Origin of the sequence: Hydrogenophaga sp. SNF1 (assembly GCF_034421675.1) — a bacterium.
Lineage (GTDB): Bacteria > Pseudomonadota > Gammaproteobacteria > Burkholderiales > Burkholderiaceae_C > Hydrogenophaga > Hydrogenophaga borbori.
The window spans coordinates 2,054,392-2,079,166 of the sequence record NZ_CP139793.1; the positions used below are offsets into that span (position 1 = coordinate 2,054,392).

Genomic DNA, 24,775 nt, shown 5'->3' on the forward strand with positions numbered 1-24,775 from the left:
CGAGTCACGGAACGGTCATTGGTCTGCCATGGGTGCGCCACGCAAGCGGCGCAGCATGAAAGGCCATGGACAAGACCTTGATCTCCGCGGCGCCGGCGCCGCCCATGGCCCCGCCCGCGCCCGAACGCGCCAGCGGCCTGCAGGTGCGCTGGGCGCGCCACCTCGACGACGTGCGCGCGGCGCAGCGCCTGCGCTTCGAGGTCTTCGCGGGCGAGATGGGTGCACGGCTGTCCACGCCGCTGCCCGGCCACGACATCGACCTCTTCGACGACTTCTGCGAGCACCTGCTGGTGTGCGACGCCGCGACCGGCGCGGTGGTCGGCACCTACCGTGTGCTCACGCCCGTGCAGGCGCGCCGCGTGGGCAGCACCTACAGCGACACCGAGTTCGACCTCACCCGCCTGCGCCAGGTGCGAGAGCGCATGGTGGAGCTGGGCCGCAGCTGCGTGCACCCGGCGCATCGCCAGGGCGGCGTGATCCTGGCGCTGTGGGGCGCGCTGGGCGACTTCATGCAGCGCAATGCGCTGGACGTGATGATCGGCTGCGCCAGCATCCCCATGCAGCACGACGGCCGCCTGGCCGCCAGCCTCTGGCGCCAGGTGCGCGAGCGCCACCTGGCGCCCATCGACTGGCACGTTCGCCCGCGCCTGCCGTTGCCCGTCGACCGGCTGGACGATTCGCTCGAGGTGGAGCCGCCGGCCCTCATCAAGGGCTACCTGCGGCTGGGCGCCAAGGTACTGGGGCCGCCGGCCTGGGACCCGGACTTCAACACCGCCGACCTGCCCATGCTGATGCGCTTGGGCGATCTGCCCGCTCGCTACCGCAAACACCTGTTGGGGAACGCCTGATGCGATCCGCTTTTGATGCACTGGGTGGCTGGGCGGCGCGTTCGCGCCTGCCGGCTGCGGCCGGTGGTGTCCTGCCCATCGACCTGGGGGCCGACGACGACGGCGACGACACCCCCGACGGCCCGGAGCGCGCCCGCTACCGGGCCGTTTTCATCTCCGACCTGCACCTGGGCACAGCCGGCTGCCAGGCGCGCCAGCTGCTGGAATTCCTCAAGCGGCACCCGAGCGACACCCTGTACCTGGTCGGCGACATCATCGACGGCTGGCAACTGCGCCGCAAATGGTTCTGGCCGCAGTCGCACAACGACGTGGTGCAGAAGCTGCTGCGCCGCGCCCGCAAGGGCTGCCGCGTGGTCTTCGTGCCCGGCAACCACGACGAGTTCGCGCGCCAGTTCGACGGCCACCAGTTCGGTGGCATCGAGGTCAGCAACGAGGCCGTGCACCTCACGGCCGACGGTCGCCGCCTGTGGGTGGTGCATGGCGACCACTTCGACGGCGTCATCCAGTGCGCGAAGTGGCTGGCCTACCTGGGGGACAACGCCTACGAGCTGCTGTTGCGCCTGAACCGCCACCTCAATTCGCTGCGGGCGCGCCTGGGCCTGCCGTACTGGTCGCTCTCCCAGTACCTCAAGCACAAGGTCAAGAAGGCCCTGAACTACGTGATGGACTTCGAGCGCGCCGTGGCGGCCGAGGCCCGCTCGCGCGGCTACCACGGCGTGGTCTGCGGCCACATCCACCGGCCCGAGATGCGCAGCATCGACGGCACGCTGTACTGCAACGACGGCGACTGGGTGGAAAGTCTGTCGGCCCTGGTGGAGCACCTGGACGGCCGGCTGGAGTTGGTGCACTGGGCGCCGGGCGCCTTGCCCGAGGGCATCGCGCATGGTGAAAATGCGCGCGGCCAAACCATAATCGGCGCATGATCGGCTCTGCCTCCATTCCGCGCTTTTCCCTCCTCGATCGCGACCACAGCATCCTCGCGTTCAACGAACGCGTCATGGACTGGGCGCGCCGCCCCGACGTGCCCGAACTGGAGCGCCTGCGCTACCTCAGCATCGTCTCCAGCAACCTGGACGAATTCTTCGAGGTGCGCATGGCGCCGCAGCTGGCGGCGGCCAAGGCCCACGAGACGCGCGGCCTCTACACCGCCCAGACCTTCGAGGCCCTGTCGGCCAAGGTGCACGAGTTGGTGGCCCAGCAGTACGCCATCTACAACGACGAGCTGCTGCCCGCGCTCGAGAAGAAAGGCATCAAGATCGTCGCCCACAGCGAGCGCAACGCGCGCCAGCGCCGCCACGTGCGCGAGATCTTCCACAACGAGGTGCAGCCCCTGCTGATGCCCGTGGGCCTGGACCCGGCGCACCCGTTTCCGCAGGTGGCGAACAAGTCGCTCAACTTCATCGTGCGCCTCACGGGCAAAGACGCCTTCGGGCGCGAAAACGAGATCGCCATCGTCAAGGTGCCGCGCATCCTGCCGCGCTTCTTCCGCCTGCCGTCGGTGAAGGGCTCGCGGCAGATCCACTTCGTCTCCATCTCCAGCCTGATCCGCACGCACCTGGGCGACCTGTTCCCCGGTCGCCAGGTGACCGAGTTTTCGCAGTTCCGCGTCACGCGCCACTCCGACCTGGCGGTGGACGAGGAAGAGGTGAAGAACCTGCGCACCGCGCTGCGCAAGGGCCTGCAGCAGCGCCACTACGGCCAGGCGCTGCGGCTGGAGGTGTCGGCCGGCGCCTCCACCTTCCTGTCCGACTTCCTGCTGGAGCAGTTCGGCCTGCCCGAGGCCTGCCTGTACCGCGTGCCCGGCCCGGTGAACCTGGTGCGCCTGAACCAGCTCATCGACAAGGTCGACGCACCCGAGCTGCGCTTCGAGCCCTACCTGCCCGGCTGGCCGCTGCAGCTCACGCCGGGCCAGTCCTTCTTCGAGCGGCTGCGCCAGGGCGACGTGCTCATCCACCAGCCGTACGAGAGTTTCGACGCGGTGCTGTCCTTTCTGCGCGAGGCGGTGGAAGACCCCGATGTGCTGGCGATCAAGCAGACCATCTACCGCACGGGCGCCAAGAGCGAGCTCATGGACCTGTTGCGCGAGGCGGTGCGCCGCGGCAAGGAAGTGACGGCGGTGGTGGAGCTCAAGGCCCGCTTCGACGAGGAAGCCAACATCAACTACGCCGAGCGCCTGGAGTCCGTGGGCGCGCAGGTGGTGTACGGCGTGGTCGGCCTCAAGACGCATGCCAAGATGCTGCTGATCACGCGCCGCGAGGCCGAGGGCCTGCGCCGCTACGCACACCTGTCCACCGGCAACTACAACCCCGGCACCGCGCGCGTCTACACCGACCTGAGCACCCTCACGGCCGATGAGGCGCTCACCGCCGACGTGGACCAGGTCTTCCTGCACCTGGCCAGCCAGAACCGCCTCGCCCGGCTCAACAAGGCGCTGATCGCGCCCTTCCTGCTGCACAAGGCCATGCTCGACAAGGTGGCCGCCGCGGGCGAGGCGGCGGCGCGCGGGCAGGACGCGCGCATCACGCTGAAGATGAACGCCCTCACCGACGAACCGCTGGCGCGCGCGCTGGCCTCGGCCTCGCAGCAGGGCGTGAAGATTGACCTCATCGTGCGCGGCGCCTGCGTGCTGCCGGCCGGCGTGCCGGGTTTCACCGACAACGTGCGCGTGCGCTCGGTCATCGGCCGCCTGCTGGAGCATTCGCGCGTGTACCACTTCCGCGTGGGTGGCGAGGAAGAGGTCTGGCTGGCCAGCGCCGACTGGATGAACCGCAACATGCTGCGCCGCGTGGAGCTGGCCTGGCCGGTGACCGATCCGGCCTTGCGCCAGCGCATCGTGGACGAATGCCTCAACGCGTATCTGCACGACACGCGCGATGCCTGGCTGCTGCAGCCGGACGGCCGCTATGTGCCGGCCGGGCAGGGCGCCTCGGGGCGCCAGCGTCACCACCTGCAGTCGGCCCAGGCCAGCCTGATGGCCCGGCATGGCGGGAAAGGCTGAAGGCATGGCCATGGCGGTGCGCGGCATGGACCTGATCCTGTGGCGCCACGCCGAAGCGCAGGACCACCCCGACGCGGCCGAAGGCCTGCCGGGCGACCGCCTCGACCTGGCGCGCCGGCTCACGCCGCGCGGCGAGAAGCAGGCCGCGCGGATGGCGGCCTGGCTGGACCGCCAGCTGCCGGAGGGCGCGCGGGTCTGGAGCAGCCCGGCCGCTCGCTGCGAGCAGACGGTGATGGCGCTGGGCCGGCGCTACAAGCTGAGCGAGGCGATCGCACCCGAGGCCAGCGCCGAGGCCCTGCTGGACCTGGTGCAGTGGCCGGCGGGAAGAAGCCCCGTGCTGGTGGTGGGCCACCAGCCCACCCTGGGCCAGGTGGTCGCGCGCCTGCTGGGCTTTACCGAGGACGATTGCTCGGTGAAAAAAGGCGCGTTGTGGTGGCTGCGCCACCGCGAGCGCGCCGGCGTGGGCGAGACCGTGGTCGTGACGGTGCAGACGCCCGAAATGCTGTGACGCCGGCTCAGGCGGCCTTGGCGGGCGCCTTGCGGGGGGAGGCCTTCCTGGCGGGGGCCGGCTTCGCCGCAGCTTTGGCCGTGGGCTTCGCGGCGGTTTTGGCCGGCGCCTTGGGCGCGGCCCTGGCGGCGGGTTGTGTGGCGGGTCGGGTGGCCTTCTTGGCGGCTGGCTGCTTCGCCGCGGTCTTCTGCTTCGACGGGGCCGGCGGGGCGGCGGGCGCTTCGGCGGCCGGCCGGCCGGTCTTGAGCGTGGGCACGGCGGCCACGGCGGCCTTGTAGGCAGCGTCGCTCAGGCCTTGCAGCACCATCAGTCCGGCGCGCAGCAACTCGCTCTTCTTGACACTGATGCCCAGGGCGATGGCGCGGGTCTTGAGCGTTTCGATCGCGGCGAACTCGTTCTTCGGGATGGTGAAGCTGTCGCGAACGAGCTTGGGCTTCTTGCTGGTGGACTTGTCGGTGGCAGGCGCCATGAACGCTCCTTGGTTAATGGGGCGTTCAGTATAAACCGTATAAACGGTTTATATGAAAAAGGCAGGGCGGCGTCAGCGGACGTCCGCCGTGAACTTCCAGGCCGACACTTTCTGCCAGGCCTGTACCTCTTCACCCAACAGCCAGGCAGACTGCGGGAAGCGCCGAGCCCAGCCCGATGGCGTGGACAGCTTGAAAGCGCCCGACTTGTAGTTCAGGCGCATCGCCTGGTACTCGGGCATCTGGCGCGCGTGGCACAGCAGCACCGCCAGTCGCAGGCAGATGAGCTGTTTGGCGAACAGCTCGTCCTGCAGCGACTGCTCCAGCTTGCGCAGCTTGCCGCGCTGTCCCAGCACCAGTTCGCTCATGCGGTGCAGCTCGCGCAGCGAAAAACCCGGTGCGTCCAGGTTGTCCAGGATGTACGCCCCGTGGTGGTGGTTGCGCTCGTGCGAGATGTGTGAGCCGATCTCGTGCAGCTGCGCCGCCCAGGCCAGCTTCTGCGAGTAGCGGCTGTCCTGCTCGTCCGGCGCGGCGATCTGCGAGAACAGGGCGTTGGCCACCTCGCCCACGCGGCGCGCCTGCGCCTCATCGGCTGAGAAGCGCTGCGCCAGCCAGCGCACGGTGCGCTCGCGCACATCGCCGCCATCGCTCTCGCGGTCGATCAGGTCGTACAGCGCGCCGTGGCGCAGCGCGCCCTGCGCGGGCAGCATCTGGTCCAGGCCGTAGAGGTCGAAGATCGCGCGCAACACCGCCAGGCCGCCCGCCAGCACGGGACGGCGGTCGTCCTTCAGGCCGTCGAGGCGCAGGTTGTCCACGTGGCCGGCGCGCAGCAGCCGCTCGGTCAGCCAGTCCAGGCCCGAGCGGGTGATCAGTCCCATGGCCCAGCCGTTGGCACCCAGCATGTCGGCGATGGAGCCCACCGTGCCGGAGGAACCGTAGGCCACGTGCCACTGCGCGGGCGGGAACTTGTCCAGCGCCTCGTCCAGCACGGCCTTGGCGGCCACCTCGGCCGTCTTGAGCGTGGACGCGGTGAACTGGCCGCGCGGGAAGTAGCGCGAGGACCAGGCCACGCTGCCCAGCCGGTAGGACTCCAGCACCTCGGCGGTGTAGCCCTGGCCCATGATCATTTCGGTGGAGCGCCCGCCGATGTCGACGACGAGGCGGCGCTCGTCGGAATGCGGCAGCAGCCGCGAGACGCCCTGGTAGATCAGCCGCGCCTCCTCATGGCCCGAAACCACCTCGATCGGAAAGCCCAGCACCTGCTGCGCCCGGTTGAGGAATTCGTCCCGGTTGCGGGCCTCGCGCAAGGTCTGCGTGGCCACGGCGCGCACCTGCTGCTTCTTGAAGCCCTGCAAGCGCTCGCCGAAGCGCGCCAGGCATTCCCAGCCGCGCACCATGGCGGCCGAACCCAGGTTTTTTTCCTCGTCCAGCCCGTTGCCCTGGCGCACCGTTTCCTTCAGGTACTCCACCCGCTCGATGTGGCCGGCGTGGTAGCGGCCGATCTCCAGGCGAAAGCTGTTCGAGCCGAGGTCAACGGCGGCGAGGAGGGTTCCGTTTTGCATGAAGAAATGGGGGGCGTGCGGGTGAACCCCGCAGGGAGGCGAGGCGCCGATTGTGACGCATGCCCCGGGCGTGGGCGGTGGCGGGGGTGGCGTGGGTGGTTCTTTTTGTGACGGGCTTTTGATGTCACGCAGTTGTCACACAGCCTCCATAAAGTCCGTTCGTCCGCCTTTTCCGCAACCCCTGAGGACCCCTCGCATGAACAGCAAACGCACCCTCCTGAAAGCCCTGGCCGCTGCCGCGATGGCCACCGTCGCCCTCGGTACCGCGCACGCCGCCGACATCACCGGCGCCGGCGCCACGTTCCCGTTCCCGATCTATGCCAAGTGGGCGGAGATGTACAAGGCTCAGACGGGTACCGGCCTGAACTACCAGTCGATCGGCTCGTCGGGCGGCCTGCGCCAGATCCGCGCCAAGACGGTGGCCTTCGGCGCCTCCGACGCCCCGGTGAGCGGCGCCGACCTCGACAAGGACGCCATGGTGCAGTTCCCCGCCATCATCGGCGGCACCGTGCCGGTGTTCAACCTCGAAGGTTTCGCCCCCGGCTCGGTGCGCATCACCGGCCCCGTGCTGGCCGAGATGTTCCTGGGCAAGATCACCGCCTGGAACGACGCCAAGATCGCCGCGTTGAATCCCGGCAAGACCCTGCCCAACACCGCCATCACCGTGGTGCACCGCGCCGACGGTTCGGGCACGACCTTCAACTTCACCGACTACCTGAGCGCCGTCAGCAAGGACTGGGCCGACGCGGTGGGCAAGGGTGCCGCCGTGAAGTGGCCGGCCGCCACCTCGGTGGGTGGCAAGGGCAACGAAGGCGTGGCCGCCAACGTCAGCCGCACCCGCGGCGCGATCGGCTACGTCGAGTACGCCTACGCCAAGAAGAACAACATCCCCCACATGACGCTGCAGAACGCCGACGGCCAGTACGTGCAGCCCGATGACAAGAGCTTCGCGGCGGCCGCCGCCGGCGTGGACTGGTTCAGCGTGCCGGGCATGGGCGTGTCCATGGTGAACGCCAAGGGCAAGGACAGCTGGCCCATCAGCACCGCCTCGTTCATCCTCATGTACAAGCAGCCGGCCGACAAGGCGCAGTCGGCCGAGGTGCTCAAGTTCTTCGACTGGGCCTTCAAGAACGGCAAGCAGGCCGCCATCGACCTGGACTACGTGCCGATGCCCGACGCGGTGACCGGCCAGATCCGCGACAAGGTCTGGTCGCAGATCGCCCGCTGATCGTCGGGGCCCGGGCCCCGACGAACCCACCGGTGGGCACAGGCCGGCCGGTGGGTTTTTTCGGTCCGATGTCTGTCATACAGTCCGTCATAAACGGCCCGAAGGGGGTCCGATGAACACCACCACCCGCAGCGCAGGCACCAGCATGGCTTCCTCCCGTTCCCCATCCGGTGCGCGTGACCAGCGCAGCGACGACGCCATGATGGCCGTCGCCCGCCGCCAGCAATGGCAAGACCTCGTCTTTCACCGCCTGACCCAGGCCTTCTCGCTGCTGGTGCTCGTGGCGCTGGTGGGCATCATCGTTTCCCTGTTCCTCAACGCCTGGCCCACCTTCAAGACCTTTGGCTTGAAGTTCCTGTGGACCGTGGAGTGGGACATCGTCAATGAGCAGTACGGCGCCGCCATCGCGATCGTCGGCACCCTGCTCAGCGCGGGCATCGCCATGCTGTTCGGCGTGCCGCTGGCCTTCGGCATCGCGCTCTTTCTCACCGAGACCTGTCCCGTGTGGCTGCGCCGGCCGCTGGGCACCGCCATCGAGCTGCTGGCGGCCGTGCCATCCATCATCTACGGCATGTTCGGCCTGTTCGTGTTTGCACCGGTGTTCGCCGACTACTTTCAGGTGCCGGTGCGCGAATTGATGATGGGCATGCCCCTGATCGGCTGGCTGTTCGGCGGCGCGCCCAACGGCCTGGGCATCCTGGCGGCGGGCGTCATCCTGGCGTTCATGGTGCTGCCATTCATTGCGGCGGTGATGCGCGACGTCTTCGAGATCACGCCGCCCATCCTTCGCGAATCGGCCTACGGCCTGGGCTGCACCACCTGGGAGGTGGTCGCCAAGGTGGTGCTGCCGTACACGCAGAAGGGCGTCATCGGCGGCATCATGCTCGGCCTGGGACGTGCCCTGGGCGAGACCATGGCCGTCACCTTCGTGATCGGCAACGCCAACCGCATGCCCACCTCGCTGTTCTCGCCCGGCACCTCCATCGCCTCGGTGCTGGCCAATGAGTTCGGCGAGGCCGAGGGCCTGCACTTCAACACCCTGTTCGCCTTGGGCTTCCTGCTGTTCTGCATCACTTTCGTGGTGCTGGCACTGGCCAAGTGGATGATCCTGCGCACCGAGAAGGCCAAGGGCGCCTGAGCCCCGAGCGAGACACACCATGCAGATGAACCAATCGCTCTACAAGCGCCGCCAGCGCACCAACCTCGTTGGCCTGAGCCTTTCCATGGGCGCCATGGGCCTGGGGCTCTTCGTGCTGCTGTGGATCCTGTGGGTCCTGTTCTCCAACGGTCTGGCGGGCCTGGACCTCAACGTCTTCACCGCCGACACGCCGGCCCCGGGGTCGGAAGGGGGCGGCCTGCGCAACGCCTTGCTGGGCAGCCTGATGATCGTGGGCCTGTCGGTGCTGGTGTCCACGCCGGTGGGCATCCTGGCGGGTATCTACCTCACCGAGTACGGCGACAACAGCAAGGTGGCCGAGTTCACGCGCTTCGTCACCGACATCATGCTGTCGGCCCCATCCATCGTGCTCGGTCTGTTCGTGTACTCCATCGCGGTCGCCACGGCGGGCCATTTCTCGGGCTACGCGGGCAGCCTGGCGCTCTCGCTGATCGCCGTGCCGGTCGTCGTTCGCACCACCGAGAACATGCTGCGCCTGGTGCCCGGCAGTCTGCGCGAGGCGGCCTTCGCGCTCGGCGCGCCGCGCTGGAAGGTCTCGCTCATGGTCACGCTGCGCGCGGCCAAGAGCGGCGTCATCACCGGCCTGCTGCTGGCGGTGGCCCGCATCAGTGGCGAAACCGCGCCGCTGCTGTTCACCGCACTGAGCAACCAGTTCTTCAGCACCGACATGAGCCGCCCCATGGCCAACCTGCCGGTGGTGATCTTCCAGTTCGCCATGAGCCCCTACGACAACTGGGTCCGCCTGGCCTGGGCTGGCGCGCTGATCATCACGCTCACCGTGCTGGCGCTCAACATCCTGGCGCGCGTGTTCTTCCGCGACAAGGTGAAAGCCTGACGCCCACGCGAGCCGACCGCACCACAAGGAACACGACCATGTCCGAATCCGCCATCGCCATCCGCCCCGAGAACCTGGCCGCCAGCCGTGCGCCCGCCGCCCCGGGCGAAGCGCGCAACGCCCTCGAGGTGCGCAACCTGAACTTCTTCTACGGCAAGTTCCAGGGCCTCAAGAACGTCACGCTGGACATTCAGGAAAAGCGCGTCACGGCCTTCATCGGCCCCTCGGGCTGCGGCAAGTCCACGCTGCTGCGCACGCTCAACCGCATGTACAGCCTGTACCCCGGTCAGCGCGCCGAGGGCGAGATCCGCCTGTACGGACAGAACATCCTCGACCCCAAGCAGGACCTGAACCTGCTGCGCGCGCGCATCGGCATGGTGTTCCAGAAGCCCACGCCGTTCCCGATGTCGATCTACGACAACATCGCCTTCGGCGTGCGCCTGTATGAGAACCTGTCGCGCAGCGACATGGACGACCGCGTGGAATGGGCATTGACCAAGGCCGCGCTGTGGAAGGAAGTGAAGGACAAACTCAACCAGAGCGGCCTGTCGCTGTCCGGCGGCCAGCAGCAGCGCCTGTGCATCGCGCGCAGCGTGGCGGTCAAGCCCTCGGTGCTGCTGCTCGATGAGCCCACGTCCGCGCTGGACCCGATCTCCACCGGCAAGGTCGAGGAACTGGTGCATGAGCTCAAGTCCGACTACACCATCGCCATCGTCACGCACAACATGCAGCAGGCCGCGCGCTGCAGCGACTACACCGCTTACATGTACCTGGGCGAATTGATCGAGTTCGGCGCCACCGAGCAGATCTTCTTCAAGCCGACCAAGACGGCGACCGAAGACTACATCACCGGCCGCTTCGGCTGACCCGGCCCTGCAGACGCCAACCCCACGGGAGACACGCGAATGAGCGACAAACACCTGTCCAGCCAGTTCGACGCCGAGCTGAACTCCATCTCCACCCACGTGCTCGAGATGGGCGGCCTGGTCGAATCCCAGCTTCACCAAGCGGTCTACGCCCTGGGCAACATGAGCCTGGAGTCCGCCCTCCAGGTGGAAGAGAACGAGAACCGCATCAACCAGATGGAGCTCTCGATCGACCACGAGATCATCTCCACGATCGGACGCCGCCAACCCACGGCGCGTGACCTTCGCTTCCTGATGGCGATCTCGCGCACCACGCAGAACCTGGAGCGCGCGGGCGATGAGGTGGCGCGCATGGCGCGCATGGTCAAATCGATCATCGGCAACGGCACGCCGCGCAACCTGCCGATCTCCGAGCTGCGCCTGGCGGCCGATCTGGCTGCCGCGCTGCTGCGCAAGTCGCTCGACTCCTTCGCGCGCCTGGACACGCAGATGGCGGTGTCCATCATCAAGGCCGACGACCAGATCGACGAGGAGTACAACGGCTTCCTGCGCAAGCTCATCACCTACATGATGGAAGATCCGCGCACCATCTCGCCGAGCCTGGACCTGCTGTTCCTGGCCAAGTCCATCGAACGCATCGGCGACCACGCGAAGAACATCGCCGAGCAAATCATTTTCATCGTCAAGGGCGAAGACGTCCGTCACACGCCCGTCGACAAAGTGGAGTCCGTTGCCGGATGAGAAAGCTGCCCCGGATCCTGGTCGTCGAGGACGAGCCCTCGATCGCCGAACTGATCGCCGTCAACCTGCGCCACAACGGCTTCGCGCCCACCATCGTGTTCGATGGCGCGGCCGCACAGCGCGAGGTGGACGCGGTGTTGCCCGACGTGATCCTGCTCGATTGGATGCTGCCCGGCGAAAGCGGCGCGGTGTTGGCGCGCCAGTGGCGCAAGAGCGAACGCACCAAGAGCGTGCCCATCCTCATGCTCACCGCGCGCAGCGACGAGAGCGACAAGGTGCAGGGCCTGGACGCCGGTGCCGATGACTACATCACCAAACCGTTCTCCACGCAGGAGCTGCTCGCGCGTATCCGCGCGGTGCTGCGCCGCCGCGCGCCCGAGATCGTCAACGACTCGGTGCAGGTGGGCGAGCTCACACTCGACGCGGCCACCTACCGCGTGAGCTTTCGCGGGCGTGAACTCAAGGTGGGGCCCACCGAGTTCAAGCTGCTGCACTACCTCATGAAGCACGCGGAGCGCGTGCACACCCGTGGTACGCTGCTCGACAAGGTCTGGGGAGACCATGTCTTCATCGAGGAGCGCACCGTGGACGTTCACGTCAAGCGATTGAGAGAGTCCCTGGGTGAGGCCTCGACCATGGTCGAGACGGTGCGCGGCGCGGGTTACCGCCTCACCGCCATGGGCAGCCCCGCACGCCAGACGCCCGGCACGCCGCTCTCGGCGACATGAACCCGGCCCGGCCGCCCGCAAGGGCTCGCACCGCGGCGGCTTGCGCGCCCGTGACCCCATGAGCCGCCGGATTCTGGAGCTGCTGCTGCTGGTGGCGTTGGGAGCGGCGGTCGGCTGGGCCGCCGACCGCGCGGCCCTGGCGTTCGTGGGCGCCCTGGCGGGCTGCTCGATCTGGATCGTGCGCGACGCCCTGCGCGCCCAGCGCGTGCTGCGCTGGCTGAACAAGGCCGATGCCTCGCGCATGCCCGAACTCGGCGGTTTCTGGGGCGAACTGCTCGACCGCTGCCGCAAGCTGATCAAGAAGCTGGAGAAAAAGGCCGCCAGCAGCGACGCCCGCCTGGAAGACTTCCTGGCCGCGATCCAGGCCTCGCCGAACGGTGTGGTGCTGCTGGACGCCACGGGCCGCATCGAGTGGGCCAACCTCACCGCGTCCAACCAGCTGGGCTTCGATCCGCAGCGCGACCTGGGGCAGTACGTGCGCAACCTGGTGCGTCACCCGGCGTTCAACGCCTACCTGAGCGCGGGCGATTTCGGGCACGAGATCACCATCGACGGCATCGGGCCGCGCCCATCGCAGCCGACCAAGATATCGCTGCAGATCCACCCTTACGGCAAGAAGCGCAAGCTGATGATCACCCGCGACGTCACGGCCGTGCAGCTGGCCGAGACGATGCGGCGCGACTTCGTGGCCAACGTGTCGCACGAGATCCGCACGCCGCTGACGGTGCTCAGCGGCTTCGTGGAGACCATGCAGAGCCTGGAGCTCAGCGAAGAGGAGCGCCAGCAGTACCTGGGCCTCATGAGCCAACAGGCGCACCGCATGCAAACGCTGGTGAACGACCTGCTGACCTTGTCGCGGCTCGAAGGCAGCCCGGCGCCGGGGCCGGGCGAGTGGACCGGCACGCAGGAGTTGTTGGAGCATGTGGTGCAGGAGGCGCGTGGCCTGAGCCAGGCGATTGCCAGCACGCCGCACCGCATCGAGCCGTCGGCGAACAGCGCCTCGTTCTGGGTGTCGGGTGCCAAGACGGAGCTGATCAGCGCGATGTCCAACCTGATGAGCAACGCCGTACGCTACACGCCGGGCGGCGGCCGCATCGAGCCGGGCTGGCGCATCAACGACGAAGGCCTGGCGGAGTTCTATGTCAGCGACTCGGGCCCCGGCATCGCGGCCGAGCACCTGCCGCGCCTGACGGAGCGCTTCTACCGCGTGGACCGCAGCCGCTCGCGCGAGACCGGCGGCACGGGCCTGGGGCTGGCGATCGTGAAGCACGTGGCGCAGCGGCATGGCGGGCGCATCGACGTGCAGAGCACGGTGGGGCAGGGCACAACCTTCACCATCACCCTGCCGCCCACACGGGTGAGGACCACGGCGCCGGACTGAGGCGAGCGGAGCCGAGGCGCGGCAGGCTCAGCGGCCTACGCGCAGGTACAGCACCAGACTTTCCTTGCTGTCGTTGAGGCGCCAGAGGTTGGCCTTGAAGGCCCACTGCGTGAGGTCGACGCGCTGGTGCAGGCTGCTCTGGCTTTGCGGGGTGGCGATCAGGCTGCGGCAGTCGGCGCCGGCCGGGTCGTTCTGGCCGGTCCGCACCAGCCTCAGCCCGCCGTGGTGCCGCAGGGCCGCGATCTGCGCCTGGGACAGGCCGTCGGCGAGCACGCAGGACGTCGGGGGCACCAGCTCCGCGATGCGCCGCGAGATCGGCCCATAGCTGCGGCCGAAGTCCAGCAGCGGCAGCCACAGGGTCATCAGCAGAAGCCAGCACAGCGTGCTGCCGGCCGCGGGCAGCACCAGGCTTTTCCAGATGGCTTCGCGGTGGCGGCCCACCCGCCAGGACACGAGCCACAGCCAGGCCAGCGTGGCGGCGGCGCCGAGCGCGAACAGCAGGAAGGAGAACTCGGGCACGAAACCCGGTGCCAGGCGCGCCACGTTGGCGGCGGGCTTGGCCGGCACGCCGGTCATCATGGCCACCCAGATCACCCAGATGACCAGGGCGCAGAAGGAGAAGAAGAGCAGCGTGAACCAGTCGATCAGCGCCGCCACGCTGCGCCGCAAGGTGGGCAGGGCGAAGGCGGCCAGCGCGGCCAGCGCGGGCAAGGCGAGCAGCAGGGCGCGGTCGCGATCCGGGTCCAGCGCGGAGTGCAGCACCACGACCAGCGCGGCCCACAACGGCAGGGCCACGTGGGGCTGCTGCCACTGGCGGCGCCAGCGCCACACCGTCCAGAGCGCCAGCGGCCAGGCCGGCCAAGTGAACCAGAGCAGCAGCCGGCCCCAGCTGTCCCAGGGACGGCTCAGCGCCAGGGACGTGTCGGGCAGCGCCAGGGCTCCCGACCAGGCGCTGCCCAGGGCCATGAGCGCGCCGACGGCGCTGGCGGCACCCAGCGTGGCGGCATCGTGGCGTTCTTCGCCGGGCTGAGCCTGGCGGTTGAACCACAGCAGCGCCAGCCAGCCCAGGCCCAGGGTCAGCGCCAGGGTGGCCGAGCCGCTGAGCGCCAGCGCCAGCCAACCGCCCGCCCACCACATGAGGCCGCGCCAGGCGCGGGGCAGGCTGGGATGCGCCAGCCGGGCGGCGCCGAGCAGCATGGCGGCGGTGGCGGCCAGGCGCACCCCGTCGGGCGTGGTTTCATGCGAGAACTGCGCCAGGCCCAGGCAGGCCACCAGGGCCAGCAAGCCGGCGTCGGCCAGGGCGCGGGCGTAGTCGGCCGGTTGCGCCTCACCGCCGAAGGCGAAGGCCACGGGCAGGGCGGCGGGCTGGCGCGCCAGCTGGTACACCGCGTACCAGGTGCAGCTCAGGGTGAGCGCCAGCAGCAGGCCAAAGGGCAGGCGGGCCGCGAAATCGGGGGGCAGGAACGGCAGGGCCTTGATGAACAGCGCGCCCAGCCAGTAGGGCAGCAGGGCGGCGTCCTCCACCGGCAGGCCCAGCACGGCGGGGTGCCACCAGCTGCCGCCGGCGGCCATTTCGGCCATGGCCCCGAATGCGCCGACGTCGGCGTTCTTCCAGGGCTCGCGGCCCAGGAAGCCGGGCAGCACATAGGCCACGCAGAACAGAATCAGGGCCACGCGCGGCAGGCGGCGCACGGCCGACTGGCTCACGATGGCGGGCGTCGGGCGGTTCACGGCTGGGGACTATACAAGCGGCATGGCCGGGGCAAGCGGCGTGCGCGTGGCGGCGGGGGCAAAAAAAAAGCAGCCGGTGGCGGCTGCTTTTGGGGGGCCAGGCGCCAGGCTTACTTGGCTGCCTTGGCGTAGCGGTTGCGGAACTTCTCGACGCGGCCGCCCATGTTGTCCACGCTCTTCTGCGTGCCCGTGTAGAAGGGGTGCGACTCGCTGGAGGTGTCGAGCTTGAACAGCGGCAGTTCGCGGCCATCGTCCAGCTTGACGGTTTCCTTGGTGGGGGCGCAGGAATTGATGATGAACTGGGCGCCGTTCGACAGGTCCTGGAAGCAGACCGGGCGGTAGTTCGGGTGGATGCCTTCTTTCATGGCGGTTCCTTGAGGTCGGTTGCGACAGCCGCGCCGGAACCCTTCCGACGTACTTGCCGCCAAGCAAAGCCGGCGATTATAGCCGAGCGCGAATGTCTGGCCGGGAATGGCGCGGGACCGGCTTGGCCGGGCCGCGGGCCTGGGCCCCCGTCCAGGGGGGCGCGGGAGGCTTAGCCTCCTCGGCGCATCATGTCGAAGAACTCGGAGTTGTTCTTCGTCGCCTTCATGCTCTTGAGGACCATTTCCATGGCCTCGATCTCGTCCATGTTGTACATGAACTGGCGCAGGATCCGGGTCTTCTGCAGGATCTCGGGCTGCAACAGCAGCTCTTCGCGGCGGGTGCCGCTGCGGTTGAGCTGGATGGAAGGGAAGACGCGCTTTTCGTACAGGCGGCGGTCCAGGTGGATCTCGCAGTTGCCGGTGCCCTTGAACTCCTCGAAGATCACCTCGTCCATGCGCGAGCCGGTATCAACCAGGGCGGTGGCGATGATGGTCAGCGAGCCGCCTTCCTCCACCTTGCGCGCCGCGCCGAAGAATCGCTTGGGCCGCTGCAGGGCGTTGGCGTCCACGCCGCCGGTGAGCACCTTGCCCGAGGAGGGCAGCACGTTGTTGTAGGCGCGGGCCAGGCGGGTGATCGAGTCGAGCATGATCACCACGTCTTTCTTGAGCTCGACCAAGCGCTTGGCGCGTTCGATCACCATCTCGGCCACGTGCACGTGGCGGGCGGCCGGTTCGTCGAAGGTGGAGGCGATGACCTCGCCGCGCACGGTGCGCTGCATCTCGGTCACTTCCTCGGGGCGCTCGTCCACCAGCAGGACCATGAGCTCCACGTCGGGGTGGTTGGCGGTGATGGCGTGGCAGATGTGCTGCATCATCACCGTCTTGCCGCTCTTGGGCGGGGCGACGATCAGCGCGCGCTGGCCGCGGCCGATGGGCGCGATGATGTCGATGATGCGACCGGTGATGTTCTCTTCGCTCTTGATGTCGCGTTCCAGGCGCATCTGCTCCTTGGGGAACAGAGGCGTCAGGTTCTCGAACATGATCTTGTGCTTGTTCTCCTCGGGAGCCAGGCCGTTGATCTTGTCGAGCTTGTTGAGGGCGAAGTAGCGTTCGCCGTCCTTGGGGATGCGGACCTCGCCCTCGATCATGTCGCCGGTGTGCAGGTTGAAGCGGCGGATCTGGCTGGGCGAGATGTAGATGTCGTCGGTGCTGGCCGTGTAGCTGGTGTCCGGCGCGCGCAGGAAGCCGAAGCCATCGGGCAGGACCTCGAGCACGCCGTCGGCGAAGATCTGTTCGCCGGCTTTCGCTCGCTTCTTGATGATGGCGAACATCAGCTCCTGCTTGCGCATGCGGCCGGTGTTTTCGATTTCGAGCGCTTCGGCCTGCTTGACCACTTCGGAAACGTGCAGGGCCTTGAGTTCGTTCAGGTGCATAGCCGTCACTCCAGGGCGGAGGCGATAGGGGGATGAGCGGGGAGGTGGGCGCTGCGGTCCGGATGACGGACGTTGCGCTGGGGGAAAGCGGCGGGCTTGCTGCCCGCGTTGCGGCGGATTATGACAGGAATCGCTGCGTGTGCGCCCTGTCGCCGAGCCCGCGCGCGGCTCGGGGCCCGGGCGGGTGCCCGGGCCAGGGAGGGGGGTCAGGCCAACTGCTGGTCGATGAAGGCGGTGAGCTGGGCCTTGCTGAGGGCGCCCACCTTGGTGGCGGCGAGCTGGCCGTCCTTGAACAGCATCAGCGTGGGGATGCCGCGGATGCCGAATTTGGCGGGCACATCGCGGTTGTCGTCGACGTTGAGCTTGGCGACCTGCAGCTTGCCGTCGTAGGTGCCGGCGACCTCGTCCAGGATGGGCGCGATCATCTTGCAGGGGCCGCACCATTCGGCCCAGAAATCCACCAGCACCGGGGCTTTGCTGTCCAGCACATCGGCCTTGAAGCTGGCATCGGAAACGTGTTTGATCAGGTCGCTGGCCATGGTTCGTCCTTGGGTGTTCGGTGAGCGGTGGGAGGTTACAGTGCGGCGCTTGCGGCAGGCCGGGCGACGACATCGGCTCCCTCGTGCAAGCGGCCGCATTGTGACAGAAACCCCCCATCCATGACGCCAGCGCCCGCGAGACCTCACGACGAGTCAGCCCTTGTGGCCGGCGCTGTGCAGGACGGCGGGATGCCGTGCGCGTGGCGCCTGCCCATGGACGAACTGGCGCGCCAGGTCGCCCAGGCGGGCCTGGCGCCGTCGCGCGTGGTCGTGCTGCTGCCCTACGGAGCGCTCGTGGCCGAGGCGCGCCGCGCCTGGGCCGCCCGTGCGCCGCAGGCCTCGGGCTTCGCGCCGCGCTTCACCACGGCGCGCGATTGGGCCGCCGCGCTGTCGCCCTGGCGGCCGGGCTCGGACGACATCAGCCACGACATGGCGCGCGACGCGCTGGTCGCCGCCGCCTGGATAGAGCGCGTGGTGCGCGAGCGCCTGGAGCCCGGCCTGCGCCGCGAATTGGTGGCGCGCCTCATCGGCGCCGCGCGGCAGCTGGCCCCGCTGGCGGCCGCGCAGCCGCCCGAGCGGCGCGCGGCCTGGGCCGAGGACCGCCGCGCCGCGTTGGCCGCCACGCTGGGCTCGGCCGCCGCGCAATGGGAGTCGCTGGTGGCGAGCCTGGCCATCACCTGGGCGGGCAGCTCGGCCTACGTCACCGACGCCTTGTGGTCACCGCTGGCCGCACCCGGTGCCGACGCCGACCGCCTGCTGTGCCTGCCCGGCCACCACCCCGACCCGCTGGCCGAGGCCTTGCTGGCCCACTGGGGTGATCGCGCCGCTCGGCTCGCCTGGTCGGCGCCCGCCGAGCCGGCCCCGCGCGTGTGGGCCTGCGAGGACTTCGAGGCCGAGGCCCAGGCCGCGGCCGCCTGCGCCATCGAACACCTCAACGCCGGGCGTGCGCCGGTGGCGCTGATCGCCAACGACCGCTTGCTCACCCGCCGTGCGAGCGCGCTGCTGGTGGGCGCCGGCGTGCGCCTGCGCGACGAGACCGGCTGGAAGCTGTCCACCACGCGCGCGGCCGCCAGCCTGATGGCCCTGCTGCGCGCGGCGGACGCGCGCGCCAGCACCGACGAGGTGCTGGATTGGCTCAAGCTCTCGCCGGCCTTCCCGCCGCTGGCGGTGGAGTCGCTGGAGCGGCGGCTGCGGCAGCGGGGTGTGGCGCGCTGGTCCGCCGTGCCGCTGGACTGGCGCGGCGCCGACATCGATCCCCAGCGCGCCGAACTGCAGGCCTCGCGCCCCTTGCTCCTGTGGCTCAAGGACACCGCGGCGGCCCTGGAGCGCAGCGGCCAGTGGGCTGCCCTGCAGGCCGACGAAGCCGGCCGCCAACTGATTGGCGTGTTGCGATTGGGCGAGGGCGCGCACGAACTCGACGGCCTGGGTGAGGCCGCCGCCGGTGAGCGCGGCGCCAAGGCCCGCTGGCCGCTCACGGCCTTCGCCGCCTGGGTGCGCGACGTGCTCGAGGGCGCGGTGTTCCAGCCACCGTGGCGTGGCGCGCCGCAGGTCGTCGTGCTGCCGATGGCGCAGCGCCTGGGCCGCCGCGTGGCCGCCGTGGTGGCGCCCGGCAGCGACGAACGCCACCTGAGCGCCAGCCCCGAACCCGACAGCGCCTGGACCGCCGCACAGCGCGCGCTGCTGGGCCTGCCCGACCGCGAGGCCCTGGCCCGCGCCGAGGCCTCGGCCTGGGCGCAGTTGTTCGACGGCGCGCCGGTGGACGCGCTGTGGCGCCGCCACGAGGCCGGCGAGGCGCTGCTGCCCAGCGCCTTCATCGACGGCATCGAACCGCGCCCGGCCAGCGAGCTGCTGCCCGCCAGCGCCGTGCCCGCGGGCGGCACGGCCCCGCCCGCGGCCCGCGCGCCCGCGCTGCTGCCCGAGCGCCTGTCCGCCAGCGCCTACGACGACCTGCGCACCTGCCCCTACCGCTTCTTCGCGCGCCGCCAGTTGCGGCTCGACGAGGTGGACGAGCTCGACGCCGAACCCGACCAGGGCGACCTGGGCAACTGGCTGCACGCGGTGCTGCGCGCTTTCCACGAAGCGCGCGGCGACGATCGCCCGGGCGAGGACGCCGACCGCGCCGCGCTCGACGCGCTGGCCGAGCGTGTGGCGCTGGACATGGGCCTGGGTGATGAGGTGCAGGCCGGCGGCTTCCTGCCGTACCGCGCCGTCTGGCCCGCGCTGCGCGAGGCCTACCTGCGCTGGCTCTGGCCGCACGAGGCCGAGGGCTGGCGCTTCGTGGCGGCCGAGGCCGAGCGCGAGCAGCGCGCGGGCCGCTGGGCCTTGTATGGCCGGCTCGACCGCATCGACGCGCGGCGCGACGCCGATGGCCGCGAGAGCTTCGTCATCGACCACAAAACCGAGAGCCGCGCGCGCACCGAGGCGCGCGTGAAGGAGCCGATGGAGGACACGCAACTGGCCTTCTACGCCGCGCTGCTGCCCGAGCCGCGCCTGCGCGCGGCCTACCTCAGCATCGCCGACACGCGCGGCGAGCGCGACGAACCCGCGAAGCTGATCGAGCAGACCGAGGTGCTGGCGGCGCGCGACGCCATCGTGCAGGGCTTGGTGCACGACCTCGACCGCGTGGCCGGCGGTGCCGCCATGCGGGCGTTGGGCGAGGGCATGGCCTGCGAGTACTGCGCGGCGCGCGGCCTGTGCCGCAAGGATTTCTGGACCCCGTCGACCGACGGCGTGCAGGGACTGCCATGAGCGGGCTTGCTTACCGCGTCGATGGCCAGCCTGCTGGCCCCGAGGCCTTCTATGCCCGCGCCTGCGACCCGGCGCGCAGTGTGGCGGTGGAGGCCTGCGCCGGCGCCGGCAAGACCTGGATGCTGGTTTCGCGCATCCTGCGCGCGCTGCTCGACGGCGCGCTGCCGCAGGACATCCTGGCCATCACCTTCACCAAGAAGGCCGCAGGCGAGATGCGCGAGCGCCTGCAGCAGGCGGTGGCCGAATGGTCCCGGCTGAGCGACGACGAACTGTGCGCCGCGCTGGTGATGCGCGGCCTGAACGAGGCCGCCGCGAGCGCCCTGGTGCCCGCCGCGCGCGGCCTGCGCGAGCGGTTGCGCCAACACGGCCGTCCGGTGCAACTGCGCACCTTCCACAGCTGGTTCGCGGCGCTGCTGCGCGGCGCGCCCCTGTCGGTGCTGCAAGAGCTGGGCTTGCCGCCCCAGTACGAGCTGCAGGAAGACGACAGCGCCATCCTTCAGCGGTTGTGGCCGCGGTTTTATGCCGCGCTCGCGCAGGACGCCGCCGCGCGCGAGGACTTCTTCGCCAGCGTGGCCGACATCGGTCGCCACCAGACCCTGGCCGCGCTGCGCAACGCGGTCGCCAAGCGGGTGGAGTTCCAGTGGGCCGACAGCGCGGGCGCCGTCGACGGCGCCGTGCGGCCGTTGGCCGAGCAGATGCCCGACTGGGCCGAGGCGGGCGACGACCCTGTCGCCTGGCTGGTGCTCAACGAACGTTTCCGTGCGGAACTGATGGCCGCCGCGACAGCGCTGGGTGGTTTCAGCAAGCTCAAGAAGTCTGAGAAGGCGGCACGCGAGCTAGAAGAGGCAGTGACCAGTGGCGATGGACGGGCCGCTATTTCTGCCCTCACCACGGCGAAGGGGACGCCACTCAAACTGGGGGCCCAGCCCGACGCGCTGCCCGCCGTGCAGGCCGCGCACGCGCGCATCGAAGAAGCGCTGCAGGCCGAACGCCAGCAGCGCGCCTGGGTGCACCACCAGCGGCTGGCGCGGCTCACGCGTGTGCTGCTGAGCGCGCTGGCCGAGCTCAAGCGCGAACGCGGCTGGGTCGACATGAACGACGTGGAGGGCGCGGCGCGCCGCCTGCTGGGCGACGCCGAGCTCTCCGGCTGGCTGCAGCAGCGCCTGGACGCGCGCGTGCGCCACCTGCTCATCGACGAATTCCAGGACACCAACCCGCTGCAATGGCAGGCCCTGTACGGCTGGCTCTCGGCCTACGCGGGTGCCGGGCCGGGACAGGCCCCCAGCGTCTTCATCGTCGGCGACCCCAAGCAGTCCATCTACCGCTTCCGCCGCGCCGAGCCGCAGGTGTTCCGCGCGGCCCAGGCTTTCGTGGTCGAGGGCCTGGGCGGCTCGCTGCTGGCCTGCGACCACACGCGCCGCTGCGCCATCGCCGTGGTGGACGCCGTCAACACCGCCTTGCAGCGGGCCGTGGACGCGGGCGAGTACGGCGAGGCCGTGGGCGCGGCCTTCCGCCCCCACACCACCGCCAGCGCGCAGGCGGGCGCCGTGCTGTCCCTGCCCGTGGTCCCGCGCGAGGCGCGCACCCCCACAGAGGCGGGGGACCCGAGCGCCTGGCGCGACAGCCTGGCCACGCCCCGCCACCTGGCCGAGGACCTGATGAGCGAGCGGGAGGCCCGCCAGGCGGCCGACTGGATCGCCGATGAGATCGCCGCCGGCCGGTTGCGCGCCGACGAGGTGATGGTGCTCGCTCGCAAGCGCGAGCGCCTGGGCTGGATGCATGAAGCCTTGCGCGAGCGCGGCATCGCCAGCGAACAGCCCGAGAAGCTGGACCTGGCCGAGGCGCCCGCCGTGCAGGATGTCATCGCGCTCATCGACGCCCTGGTGTCCCCGGGCCACGACCTGAGCCTGGCGCGCGCCCTGCGCTCGCCCATCGGCGGCTGGGGCGACGAGGACCTGGCCGCGCTGGCCGCCGCCGTGCGCGCGGCCGGCGCGGGCGCGCGCTGGTGGCCCGTGCTGCAGGACGCGGCCGGCTCGGCCGAGGTCCCGCCGCTGTGGCGCGACACCGCCACGCTGGCTGGCGGGCCTGGCGCGAGGCACTGCTGAACCTGCCGCCGCACGACGCGCTCTCGCTCGTGTTCCGCGACGGCGATCTGCCCGCGCGCTACCTGCGCGCCGTGCCGCCTGCGCAGCGCGCCGCCACGCTGGCGCAGCTGCAGGCCCTGCTGGGGCAGGCGCTCGACCACGAAGGTGGCCGCTTCCTCAGCGCCTACCGCTTCGTGCGCGCGCTCAAGGCCGGTGGCACGCCGCTGCCGCCGGTGGCCACGCCCGGCGCGGTGCGCCTGCTCACCATCCACGGCGCCAAGGGCCTGGAGGCCGACACCGTGCTGCTGCTCGACACCGACGCGGCGCCCGCGCGCGCCGAAACCATGGGCGTGCTGGTCGACTGGCCCGGCGAGGCGCCGCAGCCGCGCCGCTTCGTCTTCCTGGCGAGCGAGAAGTCGGCGCCGCTCTGCGCCCAGGCGCTGCTCGACGCCGAGCGCCGCGCGCGCTCGCTGGAAGAACTCAACGCGCTCTACGTGGCCATGACGCGCGCGGGCCGCCGGCTCGTGGTGTCCAGCTTCGAGCCCGGCCGCGCGGGCACCGGCGCGTCCTGGTGGCAGCGGCTGTCGCCGCTCGCCGAGCCGCTGGCCGCGCCCGAGGCCGCCGCGCCCGCCGCGCGGGCCGACGCCGAGCCGTTTGTCCTGCACGCGTTGCCCGGCTTGCGCGTGGCCCCGGAACCGGTGGCCGACACCGAAGCGGCCGAGGCCGACGAGCAGACCCGTTTCGGTCGCGCCGTGCACCAGCTGCTGCAGTGGTGCCCCACACCCGCGCGCGGGTTTGACTGGACCCCCACGCACCAGCGCGCCGCCGCCGAGCGGCACGCGCTCGACGCCGCCGGCGGCGCCCGGGCCGTCGAGGCCGCGCGCCGCATCGTGCGCGGCGAAGCGGCCTGGGCCTGGGACGACGGGCTCGTCGAACAATGGGGCAACGAGGTGGAGCTGCTGCACGGCGGGCAGCTGCGCCGCCTCGACCGCCTGGTGCGCGAGCGCGCCAGCGGCACCTGGTGGGTGCTGGACTTCAAGACCCACGAAGCGCCGCACACCGTGCCCGCGCACCGCGAGCAGATGGCGGCTTACCGCGCGGCGGTGTCGGCCATCCACCCCGGGGAGCCGTTGCGCCTGGCGTTCATCAACCCGCAAGGGCGGGTGTTCGAATGGAGCGGGGAATGAAGCCTGATCAACGCGTGGCCATCGTCGGCGGTGGCCCGGCGGGCCTGATGGCGGCCGAGGTGCTGTCGGGCGCTGGTGTGCCCGTGGACCTGTTCGACGCCATGCCCTCGGTGGGGCGCAAGTTTCTGCTCGCCGGCAAGGGCGGCCTCAATCTCACGCACGCCGAAGCCTTCGACGCCTTCGTTTCGCGCTTCGGCGAACGCGCCGGGGCGCTGAGGCCCCTGCTCGAACGCTTCGGCCCGCAGCAGGTGCGCGACTGGGCCGAGGGCCTGGGCATCGGCACCTTCGTCGGCAGTTCGCGGCGGGTGTTCCCCACCGACATGAAGGCCGCGCCGCTGCTGCGCGCCTGGCTGCACCGGCTGCGGCACCCGGCGCCGGGCGGCGAGGCCGTGCACTTCCACATGCGGCACCGCTGGCTGGGCTTCGGCGCCGATGGTGGGCTGCGCTTCCACACCCCCGACGGCGAGCGGACGGTGCACGCGCGCGCCGCCTTGCTGGCCCTGGGCGGTGCGAGCTGGCCGCGCCTGGGCTCCGACGGCGCCTGGGTGCCGCGCTTGCGCGAGGCGGGTCTCGACGTGGCCGATCTGCGGGCCGCCAACTGCGGCTTCGACCTGGCGGGCGCGCCGGCGCGCGGGGTGGCCGAGGGCTGGAGCGCCGTGTTCGCCGAGCGCTGGGCGGGCCAGCCCTTCAAGACCGTGGCGGTGGCGGTGGGCGGGCCGCCGCCGCCGCCGCGCGGCCGGACGCGCGCCCCGATGCGCGGCAGTGGCATCGCGGCGAGTTCGTCGCCACCGCCACCGGCGTTGAAGGCAGCCTGGTCTATGCGCTGTCGGCGCCGCTGCGCGAAGGCATCGCGCGTGAGGGCTCGGCCACGCTGTGGGTTGACCTGCTGCCCGACCGCTCGGCCGAGCGGGTGCTGGCGGAGGTGGCGCACCCGCGCGGCTCGCGCAGCCTGTCCAGCCACCTGAAGGGCCGGCTCGGGCTCGACGGCATCAAGCTCGCCTTGCTCAACGAATGCCTGGACCGTGAGGCCATGCACGACGCCGCGCGCCTCGCGGTCGCCATCAAGGCCCTGCCGCTGCGCCTGATCCGCCCCCGCCCGATGGCCGAGGCCATCAGCACGGCCGGCGGCGTGCGCCTGGCGTGTTTGGACGAGGGCCTGATGGCGCGCGGGCGGCCCGGCCTGTTCGTGGCGGGCGAGATGCTCGACTGGGAGGCACCCACGGGGGGCTACCTGCTGACGGCCAGCCTGGCCAGCGGGGCGTGGGCGGGAGACGCGATGCGGCGCTGGGTGCGGCCGGGCTGAACGGCCAGGGCTGGGTGGCGGTGGCGAGGGGCGCGGATGAACTTTG

20 protein-coding genes and 1 pseudogene are annotated in these 24,775 nt (G+C 70.5%); 15 read left to right on the forward strand and 6 right to left on the reverse strand.

Features of this window, described 5'->3' with window-relative positions; all coding sequences use genetic code 11:
• Positions 1 to 65 precede the first annotated feature (65 nt).
• Genes SOM08_RS09765 through SOM08_RS09780 form a run of 4 tightly spaced genes read left to right on the forward strand, consistent with a single transcriptional unit; the run spans position 66 to position 4,354 of the window.
• Complete coding sequence (locus SOM08_RS09765; protein ID WP_116957778.1) at positions 66 to 848, forward strand: GNAT family N-acetyltransferase; 783 nt, start codon at positions 66 to 68, stop codon at positions 846 to 848.
• Positions 848 to 1,771: a UDP-2,3-diacylglucosamine diphosphatase gene (locus tag SOM08_RS09770; protein ID WP_116957779.1), complete on the forward strand. Its 924-nt coding sequence runs from the start codon at positions 848 to 850 to the stop codon at positions 1,769 to 1,771. Before SOM08_RS09765 ends, SOM08_RS09770 begins: the two co-directional genes overlap by 1 nt.
• Complete coding sequence (ppk1, locus tag SOM08_RS09775; RefSeq protein WP_116957780.1) at positions 1,768 to 3,846, forward strand: polyphosphate kinase 1; 2,079 nt, start codon at positions 1,768 to 1,770, stop codon at positions 3,844 to 3,846. Before SOM08_RS09770 ends, ppk1 begins: the two co-directional genes overlap by 4 nt.
• 25 nt (positions 3,847 to 3,871) lie before the next feature.
• On the forward strand, positions 3,872 to 4,354 hold the full coding sequence (locus SOM08_RS09780; protein WP_116958004.1) for a SixA phosphatase family protein: 483 nt from the start codon (positions 3,872 to 3,874) through the stop codon (positions 4,352 to 4,354).
• A 7-nt stretch (positions 4,355 to 4,361) separates the two neighbouring features.
• Here the strand turns inward: SOM08_RS09780 and SOM08_RS09785 are convergent, their stop codons facing one another.
• Both SOM08_RS09785 and SOM08_RS09790 read right to left on the reverse strand, forming a co-directional pair.
• Positions 4,362 to 4,823 carry a hypothetical protein gene (locus SOM08_RS09785; RefSeq protein WP_181936416.1) on the reverse strand — a complete coding sequence of 154 codons (462 nt, stop codon included), beginning with the start codon at positions 4,821 to 4,823 and terminating at the stop codon, positions 4,362 to 4,364.
• Between the two features lie 72 nt (positions 4,824 to 4,895).
• Positions 4,896 to 6,383 carry a Ppx/GppA phosphatase family protein gene (locus SOM08_RS09790; RefSeq protein ID WP_116957781.1) on the reverse strand — a complete coding sequence of 496 codons (1,488 nt, stop codon included), beginning with the start codon at positions 6,381 to 6,383 and terminating at the stop codon, positions 4,896 to 4,898.
• 196 nt (positions 6,384 to 6,579) lie between these two features.
• Between SOM08_RS09790 and pstS the strand changes: the two genes are divergently transcribed.
• The 7 genes from pstS to phoR all read left to right on the forward strand — a co-directional run bounded on the left by pstS (position 6,580) and on the right by phoR (position 13,339).
• The gene (gene pstS, locus SOM08_RS09795; protein ID WP_070397991.1) at positions 6,580 to 7,611 is read left to right on the forward strand and encodes a phosphate ABC transporter substrate-binding protein PstS; all 1,032 of its coding nucleotides are present in this window, start codon (positions 6,580 to 6,582) and stop codon (positions 7,609 to 7,611) included.
• 145 nt (positions 7,612 to 7,756) lie between these two features.
• On the forward strand, positions 7,757 to 8,749 hold the full coding sequence (gene pstC / locus SOM08_RS09800; protein ID WP_116958005.1) for a phosphate ABC transporter permease subunit PstC: 993 nt from the start codon (positions 7,757 to 7,759) through the stop codon (positions 8,747 to 8,749).
• Positions 8,750 to 8,768: 19 nt separating this feature from the next.
• On the forward strand, positions 8,769 to 9,623 hold the full coding sequence (pstA, locus tag SOM08_RS09805; RefSeq protein ID WP_116957782.1) for a phosphate ABC transporter permease PstA: 855 nt from the start codon (positions 8,769 to 8,771) through the stop codon (positions 9,621 to 9,623).
• A gap of 38 nt (positions 9,624 to 9,661) precedes the next feature.
• On the forward strand, positions 9,662 to 10,489 hold the full coding sequence (gene pstB / locus SOM08_RS09810) for a phosphate ABC transporter ATP-binding protein PstB (RefSeq protein ID WP_245980814.1): 828 nt from the start codon (positions 9,662 to 9,664) through the stop codon (positions 10,487 to 10,489).
• Positions 10,490 to 10,528: 39 nt separating this feature from the next.
• Positions 10,529 to 11,230, forward strand: a complete 702-nt coding sequence (gene phoU / locus SOM08_RS09815; RefSeq protein ID WP_070397988.1) for a phosphate signaling complex protein PhoU — start codon at positions 10,529 to 10,531, stop codon at positions 11,228 to 11,230.
• On the forward strand, positions 11,227 to 11,958 hold the full coding sequence (gene phoB / locus SOM08_RS09820) for a phosphate regulon transcriptional regulator PhoB (protein WP_116957783.1): 732 nt from the start codon (positions 11,227 to 11,229) through the stop codon (positions 11,956 to 11,958). Before phoU ends, phoB begins: the two co-directional genes overlap by 4 nt.
• A 58-nt stretch (positions 11,959 to 12,016) precedes the next feature.
• On the forward strand, positions 12,017 to 13,339 hold the full coding sequence (phoR, locus tag SOM08_RS09825) for a phosphate regulon sensor histidine kinase PhoR (protein ID WP_116957784.1): 1,323 nt from the start codon (positions 12,017 to 12,019) through the stop codon (positions 13,337 to 13,339).
• Between the two features lie 27 nt (positions 13,340 to 13,366).
• Here the strand turns inward: phoR and SOM08_RS09830 are convergent, their stop codons facing one another.
• The 4 genes from SOM08_RS09830 to trxA all read right to left on the reverse strand — a co-directional run bounded on the left by SOM08_RS09830 (position 13,367) and on the right by trxA (position 17,407).
• Positions 13,367 to 15,070, reverse strand: coding sequence for an ArnT family glycosyltransferase (locus SOM08_RS09830; RefSeq protein ID WP_116957785.1), 1,704 nt, complete (start codon positions 15,068 to 15,070; stop codon positions 13,367 to 13,369).
• A gap of 110 nt (positions 15,071 to 15,180) precedes the next feature.
• Entirely contained in the window at positions 15,181 to 15,435 is a 255-nt protein-coding gene (locus SOM08_RS09835; RefSeq protein ID WP_070397985.1) for a type B 50S ribosomal protein L31, read from the reverse strand.
• Between the two features lie 170 nt (positions 15,436 to 15,605).
• Positions 15,606 to 16,868 (reverse strand): transcription termination factor Rho, encoded by a 1,263-nt coding sequence (gene rho / locus SOM08_RS09840; protein WP_070397984.1) that lies wholly within the window; start codon positions 16,866 to 16,868, stop codon positions 15,606 to 15,608.
• Between the two features lie 206 nt (positions 16,869 to 17,074).
• Complete coding sequence (trxA, locus tag SOM08_RS09845) at positions 17,075 to 17,407, reverse strand: thioredoxin TrxA (protein WP_070397983.1); 333 nt, start codon at positions 17,405 to 17,407, stop codon at positions 17,075 to 17,077.
• 213 nt (positions 17,408 to 17,620) lie between these two features.
• Between trxA and SOM08_RS09850 the strand changes: the two genes are divergently transcribed.
• The 4 genes and pseudogenes from SOM08_RS09850 (at position 17,621) to SOM08_RS09865 (ending at position 24,729) form a co-directional block, all read left to right on the forward strand.
• On the forward strand, positions 17,621 to 20,155 hold the full coding sequence (locus tag SOM08_RS09850; RefSeq protein ID WP_322470590.1) for a PD-(D/E)XK nuclease family protein: 2,535 nt from the start codon (positions 17,621 to 17,623) through the stop codon (positions 20,153 to 20,155).
• A complete protein-coding gene (locus SOM08_RS09855) occupies positions 20,152 to 22,260 on the forward strand; it encodes a UvrD-helicase domain-containing protein (RefSeq protein WP_322470591.1) in 2,109 nt (702 codons plus the stop codon). Before SOM08_RS09850 ends, SOM08_RS09855 begins: the two co-directional genes overlap by 4 nt.
• Positions 22,209 to 23,426, forward strand: coding sequence for a 3'-5' exonuclease (locus SOM08_RS09860; RefSeq protein ID WP_322470592.1), 1,218 nt, complete (start codon positions 22,209 to 22,211; stop codon positions 23,424 to 23,426). Before SOM08_RS09855 ends, SOM08_RS09860 begins: the two co-directional genes overlap by 52 nt.
• Positions 23,423 to 24,729, forward strand: a pseudogene (locus SOM08_RS09865) (TIGR03862 family flavoprotein). The gene SOM08_RS09860 and the pseudogene SOM08_RS09865 overlap by 4 nt, the downstream one beginning before the upstream one ends.
• The last annotated feature ends 46 nt before the right edge of the window (positions 24,730 to 24,775 follow it).